Annotated in this window: 8 protein-coding genes; 3 read left to right on the top strand and 5 right to left on the bottom strand. The window is 45.6% G+C overall.

What is annotated here, in order from left to right; genetic code table 11:
- Positions 1–23: 23 nt before the first annotated feature.
- Genes B3Q46_RS13815 through B3Q46_RS13830 form a run of 4 tightly spaced genes read right to left on the bottom strand, consistent with a single transcriptional unit; the run spans position 24 to position 2,976 of the window.
- The gene (locus tag B3Q46_RS13815; RefSeq protein ID WP_175966988.1) at positions 24–590 is read right to left on the bottom strand and encodes a Maf family nucleotide pyrophosphatase; all 567 of its coding nucleotides are present in this window, start codon (positions 588–590) and stop codon (positions 24–26) included.
- Positions 578–1,069, bottom strand: a complete 492-nt coding sequence (gene mreD / locus B3Q46_RS13820) for a rod shape-determining protein MreD (RefSeq protein ID WP_005234482.1) — start codon at positions 1,067–1,069, stop codon at positions 578–580. The genes B3Q46_RS13815 and mreD overlap by 13 nt, the downstream gene beginning before the upstream one ends.
- On the bottom strand, positions 1,056–1,913 hold the full coding sequence (mreC, locus tag B3Q46_RS13825) for a rod shape-determining protein MreC (RefSeq protein ID WP_175966987.1): 858 nt from the start codon (positions 1,911–1,913) through the stop codon (positions 1,056–1,058). The genes mreD and mreC overlap by 14 nt, the downstream gene beginning before the upstream one ends.
- Positions 1,914–1,929: 16 nt before the next feature.
- The gene (locus B3Q46_RS13830; protein ID WP_005234480.1) at positions 1,930–2,976 is read right to left on the bottom strand and encodes a rod shape-determining protein; all 1,047 of its coding nucleotides are present in this window, start codon (positions 2,974–2,976) and stop codon (positions 1,930–1,932) included.
- A 134-nt stretch (positions 2,977–3,110) separates the two neighbouring features.
- Here B3Q46_RS13830 and gatC point away from each other — a divergent pair, with 134 nt between their 5' ends.
- The 3 genes from gatC to gatB are packed head-to-tail and all read left to right on the top strand — an operon-like array spanning position 3,111 to position 6,431.
- Positions 3,111–3,425, top strand: a complete 315-nt coding sequence (gene gatC, locus B3Q46_RS13835; protein WP_005234479.1) for an Asp-tRNA(Asn)/Glu-tRNA(Gln) amidotransferase subunit GatC — start codon at positions 3,111–3,113, stop codon at positions 3,423–3,425.
- Positions 3,426–3,477: 52 nt separating this feature from the next.
- Positions 3,478–4,956: an Asp-tRNA(Asn)/Glu-tRNA(Gln) amidotransferase subunit GatA gene (gene gatA, locus B3Q46_RS13840; RefSeq protein WP_175966985.1), complete on the top strand. Its 1,479-nt coding sequence runs from the start codon at positions 3,478–3,480 to the stop codon at positions 4,954–4,956.
- Positions 4,956–6,431 carry an Asp-tRNA(Asn)/Glu-tRNA(Gln) amidotransferase subunit GatB gene (gatB, locus tag B3Q46_RS13845; RefSeq protein ID WP_175966983.1) on the top strand — a complete coding sequence of 492 codons (1,476 nt, stop codon included), beginning with the start codon at positions 4,956–4,958 and terminating at the stop codon, positions 6,429–6,431. Before gatA ends, gatB begins: the two co-directional genes overlap by 1 nt.
- A 48-nt stretch (positions 6,432–6,479) precedes the next feature.
- On the opposite strand, the gene B3Q46_RS13850 is transcribed toward gatB, so the two are convergent.
- Positions 6,480–6,715 (bottom strand): hypothetical protein (locus B3Q46_RS13850; RefSeq protein WP_286716274.1); only part of this gene is annotated, 236 nt, incomplete at its 5' end.

Below are 6,715 nucleotides of genomic sequence, written 5' to 3' on the forward strand. Positions count from 1 at the left end.
TTATAAGAATTCTTTTTCAGCAGTTAATTTAGTGCCTTAACCGTCTGCAATAACTGTACTGTTTCATATAGTGGCAAGCCCACTACATTCGAATAACTACCTTCTATTCTTGGAATATAACGCGCTGCAATTCCCTGTATTGCATAGGCGCCTGCTTTCCCAAGCGGCTCACCTGTTGCCCAGTAACTTTCCATATCATGGCTATTTAGTGGCTGAAATTCAACCTGTGTACGAACTACTATACTGTATTTTTCTTCTTTTGTGCGGACGCACACTCCAGTAAACACATCATGCCATCTCCCTGAAATTTTTTCCCACATTTCAAAGGCATGCTGTTTGGATTCAGGTTTCCCCAAAATCTCATTATTCACACCTAAACTGGTATCCGCAGCAATAATAATGGCATCCGGAAACAGCTTGGCCACCGCTTCCGCTTTGACTTGTGCCAGACGTTCGACATAGGCTGCAATGGACTCATTTTCCAGTACAGATTCGTCTACATCTGGGCTACAGATCTCAACGTTCAGCCCGAGTTGCTGCAAAAGTTCACGGCGTCGGGGTGAGCTGGAAGCGAGGATTAAATGCGCCATTTTCTCAAAAAGTAATAAAGCACTGGCCATATGATGACACTAGTCAGCATGGGAATCCAATGTCGTGCAAATGAGAATTGTACGCCGGTCGAAATCTGGGCAAAGAAGATAATCATCAAATGTGCCAGAATCGCAATTGCCGTAATGACCCATAAATTAGCAAAGGTCAGAATACGGCGCTCACGGGTCAGGAAACGTGCCACAAAAGCAATGATGATAAAGCTAAGTGCATTTAGACCTAAAGGCGCATCAAGCAGTAAATCAATGAATATCCCGGTAGCAAATGCAAACCAGATTCCACACCAGGTCGGCTGACACAACACCCAGAACAGCATGATCATCAGCATAAACTGCGGGCGCCAGCCAGAGAGCGAATAAGATAAAGGATAGACCACCAGAACCGAGGCAAAAATTACCGAAATCATGATCGGCAACAAGGGATCCCGATGGGTTCTTGGTTTCAGTTTAGCGATCGACATGTGGCTGCTCCATCGCTAAAGAATCGGAAAATAACACCACTACATGATGACCACCAGCCAGCTGCGCTGCCGGAACCACATCAATCTGGGCAAACTCACCTGAATTATGACGTTGTACTTTAGAGACGGTGCCGACCAGATAGCCTGCCGGGAAATGCTGTCCCAAACCCGAGCTATAGACTTTTTCACCGACTTTGATGTTGGCACTGGTCGGTACATATTCCATTTTCAGGCGTCCCAGATCCCCGGTTCCCGAGACAATGGCACGCATGCCAGTATGTTCCAGACGTACCGACAAGGAGTGTTCTTTATCAGAGAGCAGCATAACCCGGCTACTATGCGGATAGACATCAATAATCTGTCCCATAATCCCCATGTCATCCAGTACGGTCTGACCGACTTTCAGCTTGTTATTGGAACCACGGTTGATCACGATGATATGGCGTAGCGGATCAGCATCGGTACCAATCACCTCAGCAATTTCCATACGTCCATCAAGAATCAGAGAGGTATCTAAAAGACCGCGCAAACGGGTATTTTCTGCAGAAAGCTCTGCAATTTTTTGTAGGCGAACTTGCGCCTGCAATAGCTCAGCCTGCATCGCGGTATTTTCACGACGCAGTTGTGCTTCAGATTTGGTTTGTTGATTCAGCCATTCTCGCGACAGTACCGGATAGCTGGCCACGGCATAAATGGGATTATAGGCCGCGTACAAGACATCCCTTGCAGGTTGAACAACATGTGGCATGCGCCAGTCAAAGAACAGCACCACCAGACATGTTATCAGTGCAATGATAAAAGAGCGAAAAGATGGCGGTTGTCGAGAAAACAGATGTGCTTGCACCCGCCGAATCCTTGTCTTAGCCTACAAATAACATGTCATGATTTGGATTGTCGAAGAATTCGAGTACCTTACCACCTCCACGAGTCACGCAAGACAGTGGATCTTCAGCAACCACAACAGGCAGACCTGTTTCTTTAGCAAGCAGCTTGTCCAGGTTACGCAGCAATGCACCACCACCGGTCAACACGATCCCGCGTTCAGCGATGTCAGAAGACAGTTCAGGAGGTGTTTGTTCCAATGCAGATTTCACAGCAGACACGATGTTTTGTAGTGGATCAGAGATCGCTTGAGTGACTTCATCCGAGTTCACCACAATCGCGCGAGGCACACCTTCAGCCAAGTTACGGCCACGAACTTCAATTTCCAGCGGTTTTGCACCTTCATCTGGAAGTGCCATGCCAACTTCTTTTTTGATCACTTCAGCTGTGGTTTCACCGATCACGCAACCATGTGCCTTACGTACGTAGTTGATGATCTGTTCATCAAATACATCACCGCCAATACGCAGCGAGTCTGCATATACACAGCCCTGCAATGAAATTACTGCAATCTCAGTTGTACCGCCGCCCACATCGACAACCATCGAACCACATGCCTGCTCAACCGGCATGCCTGCACCAATTGCAGCAGCCATCGGTTCTTCAATCAGACGTACTTCACGTGCACCCGCATTATAAACTGCTTCACGGATCGCACGGCGTTCAACCAGTGTCGATTTACATGGCACGCAAACCACCACGCGTGGCGCTGGCGGGAATAAACGTTTTTCGTGTACCTTACCAATGAACTGATTTAACATGGTTTCGGTCACTTCGAAATCCGCAATCACGCCGTCTTTCATCGGACGGATTGCAGAAATATTTGCTGGGGTACGACCAAGCATTTGTTTCGCGTCAAGACCTACGGCAGCAACAATTTTATGTGAACCACTGTGACGGATGGCTACAACCGTCGGTTCATTTAATATAATGCCTCGTCCTGGCGCATAAATAAGTGTATTTGCAGTACCTAAATCAATAGCGAGATCTGGCGAAAACAAGCCTATTAGTCGTTTTAGAATCACGGGGACGTTCTCAGTTAAACTTTATATGGACGCAAGGTGGCCACTTTAACTAAATGTGATGATTTGGACAAGTCAATCGCTTATCATAACGCATGATAATTTGAATTTTTTTTTAATACTGATTAGGTAATATTATGTCTACATCGGATGCACAGTCTTCTGCAGATTTAAATGCAGAAACAGTTTCAGCTATTGCCAACCTCGCAAGGTTATCTCTTAATGATACGCAATCTGCTGAATATGCTCAAAGTTTAAATAAAATTTTAGGCATGATGGAAACGCTGAAAGGCATCGATACTGACGGTGTTGAACCACTGAAAAGCCCTTTCGACCACCCACAGCCTTTACGTGAAGATGTCGTGTCGGAAAGCAATCATCGTGAGGAATACCAAGCAGTTGCACCTGCTGTACAGGACGGTTTGTATCTCGTCCCACGCGTGATTGAGTAATTACTACCCAGTCCATTCTTTTTATTAAATTAAACGTAAAGAATTATTTCTCATGACAGATTTACACCGCTTATCCATTCGTGAACTGACTGAAGGTTTGGCAAATGCTCAATTTTCATCCTGCGAATTGACTCAACACTATTTAAAACGCATCGAAAAAATTGATGCACAGGTCAAGGCTTATGTGACCGTGACTGCTGAACAGGCATTGGCTCAAGCTGATGCTGCCGATGCTGCAATCAAAGCCGGCAATGCCACTGCCCTGACTGGCGTGCCCATTGCGCATAAAGATATCTTCTGTACCCAAGGCATTAAAACCACTGCCGGTTCTAAAATGCTGGACAATTTTATCTCTCCTTACGACGCGACCGTTGTAGCGAAAGGTAAAGCTGCGGGCTTAGTCACACTTGGTAAAGTGAACATGGACGAATTCGCCATGGGTTCAACTTCTGAGTCATCTTATTTTGGCGCGACCAAAAACCCTTGGGCACTAGATCACGTTCCAGGCGGTTCTTCAGGTGGTTCTGCTGCGGTTGTGGCTGCTGATCTAGCACCTTTTGCAACCGGTACCGATACCGGTGGTTCAATCCGTCAACCAGCATCTTTTTGTGGTCTGACTGGTCTAAAACCGACTTATGGCCGTGTATCACGTTTCGGTATGATCGCGTACGCATCATCACTGGATCAGGGTGGTCCAATGGCACGTTCAGCGGAAGACTGTGCTTACCTGATGAATGTGATGGCCGGTCATGATGCCAAAGACTCAACCTCCATGGACAAAGACGTTGATGACTACGTTGCCAACCTGAACGGCACTTCTGTAAAAGGTCTGCGCATTGGTATTCCTAAACAATACTTCAATGTTGAAGGTCTGGATGCTGATGTAAAAGCACGCGTTGAAGAATCCTTAAAAAAACTGGAAGAAATGGGCGCAACGCTGGTTGAGATTGATCTCAACATGACGGAAGCCTATGTTCCAACGTATTACCTGATTGCCCCTGCTGAAGCATCTTCAAACCTGTCTCGTTATGACGGTGTGCGTTATGGCTACCGTTGTGAAGAGCCTAAAGATCTTCTCGACCTATATAAACGTTCCCGTTCAGAAGGTTTCGGTGCCGAAGTTCAACGTCGTATCCTGATTGGGACTTACGCGTTATCTGCGGGCTACTACGATGCTTATTATGTAAAAGCACAGAAAGTACGCCGTCTGATCCAGCAAGATTTCCTTAAAGCATTTGAATCTGTCGATGTCATCGCTGCGCCTTCTGCACCGACTACTGCATATCGTATCGGTGCAAACCTGTCTCCGGTTGAAATGTACTTAGGTGACATCTACACCATCGCGGTAAACCTTGCAGGTCTTCCTGCGATTAATGCGCCTGTTGGTTTTGACAAAGACAACTTGCCAGTTGGCTTACAGCTGATTGGTAACTACTGGTCAGAATCTCAATTGTTGTCTGTGGTACACCAGTATCAACAAGCAACTGATTGGCATACTAAACGCGCTGCAATTGCTGAGGAGAATGCATAATGGCTAAAAACGCTGCTAAACCAAAATCTAACCTGATTGATGGTTGGGAAGTCGTTATTGGTATCGAGATTCACACTCAGCTTGCGACTAAATCTAAAATCTTCTCTGGTTCATCAACTGAATTTGGTAATGATCCAAACACTCAGGCGAGCCTTGTAGACCTTGCGATGCCGGGCGTATTGCCAGTACTGAACAAAGAAGTCGTTGATCTTGCGATTCGCTTTGGTCTGGGTATCGATGCTTACATCGACCAAGCCTCTGTATTTGCACGTAAAAACTACTTCTACCCGGATTCTCCAAAAGGCTACCAGATCAGCCAGATGGATAACCCGATTGTAGGCTTGGGTCATATCGACATCCAGCTTGAAGATGGCACGGTTAAACGCATTGGCGTGACTCGTGCGCACCTTGAGGAAGATGCAGGTAAATCAATCCATGACCAGTTTGAAGGCATGTCAGGCATCGACTTGAACCGTGCCGGTACGCCGCTTCTTGAAATCGTATCTGAACCGGATATGCGTTCGGTTGAAGAAGCAGTTGCCTACATTAAAGCGATTCACACACTGGTACGCTGGTTAGGTATTTCTGACGGTAACATGGCAGAAGGTTCGTTCCGTGCGGACTGTAACGTGTCTTTACGCCGTCCGGGTCAACCATTCGGTACACGTTGTGAGTTGAAAAACCTGAACTCATTCCGTTTCATTGAGCAAGCGATCAATGTTGAGATTGAACGTCAAATGGAAATTCTGGAATGGGACGGCACCATCGACCAGGAAACTCGTCTGTTCGACCCTGTGAAGATGGAAACCCGGTCAATGCGTTCTAAAGAAGAAGCGAACGATTACCGCTACTTCCCTGACCCAGACTTGTTGCCTGTGGTGATTGCGGATGAGCAAATCGAAGCAATTAAAGCAACCATGCCTGAGTTGCCTGCTGCACGTCGTGCACGTTTCGTGGCTGACTTTGGTGTGACTGAGTACGATGCTCACGTTCTTACACTGACTCGTGAAATGTCAGAGTTTTACGAAGAAGTCGTTAAAGCTGCTGGTGGTGCTGCGCAAGGCAAGATTGCGGCAAACTGGGTGATGGGCGAATTCTCAGGTGCTTTAAACAAAGCTGGTCTAGACCTTGCTGACTCTCCTGTATCTGCGGAAAAACTTGGTGGCATGATCGCACGTATTGTGGACAACACCATTAACGGTAAGATCGCGAAGCAAGTATTCGGCTTTATGTGGGACGAAGGCAAATCTGCGGACGAAATTATTGCTGAAAAAGGCTTGAAACAGGAAACTGATACAGGCGCAATTGAAGCGATTATTAAGGAAGTACTTACTGCTAACGAGAAGATGGTTGAAGAGTATAAATCTGGTAAAGAGAAAGCTTTCAACGGTCTTGTTGGTCAAGTGATGAAAGCAGCAAAAGGTAAAGCAAACCCTGCACAAGTAAATGAATTAATGAAAAAATTGATTGGTTAATGCTGATTAATTTTAGAATAAAAAACCCGCTTTAGAGCGGGTTTTTTATCAAGAAGATATTACGTCTAAAACTAATTTATTCTGTTTATTTCTATCTGTTTCACTAATTCCTAATTCTGCTGCAGTTATTGGCATAACATTCCATGATTTAAAAACTGTATCCAATATTTCATTATGATCCTTAACCAAGATATAGCATGGGGGCTTATTCATGCGATTCTTTTCATTCCACATTTGATTAAGCAGATAAAGAATATTTCTAATATTATAGGACTTACGCACTA

It is taken from the genome of Acinetobacter sp. UBA2581 (genome assembly GCF_002339435.1).
Taxonomy (GTDB): Bacteria; Pseudomonadota; Gammaproteobacteria; order Pseudomonadales; family Moraxellaceae; genus Acinetobacter; species Acinetobacter variabilis.

Excerpts from the sequence above, each read along its gene's own strand:
- B3Q46_RS13815 (WP_175966988.1), bottom strand. The coding sequence starts at position 590 with ATGGCGCATTTAATCCTCGCTTCCAGCTCACCCCGACGCCGTGAACTT.
- mreD (WP_005234482.1), bottom strand. The coding sequence starts at position 1,069 with ATGTCGATCGCTAAACTGAAACCAAGAACCCATCGGGATCCCTTGTTG.
- gatC (WP_005234479.1), top strand. The coding sequence starts at position 3,111 with ATGTCTACATCGGATGCACAGTCTTCTGCAGATTTAAATGCAGAAACA.
- gatA (WP_175966985.1), top strand. The coding sequence starts at position 3,478 with ATGACAGATTTACACCGCTTATCCATTCGTGAACTGACTGAAGGTTTG.
- gatB (WP_175966983.1), top strand. The coding sequence starts at position 4,956 with ATGGCTAAAAACGCTGCTAAACCAAAATCTAACCTGATTGATGGTTGG.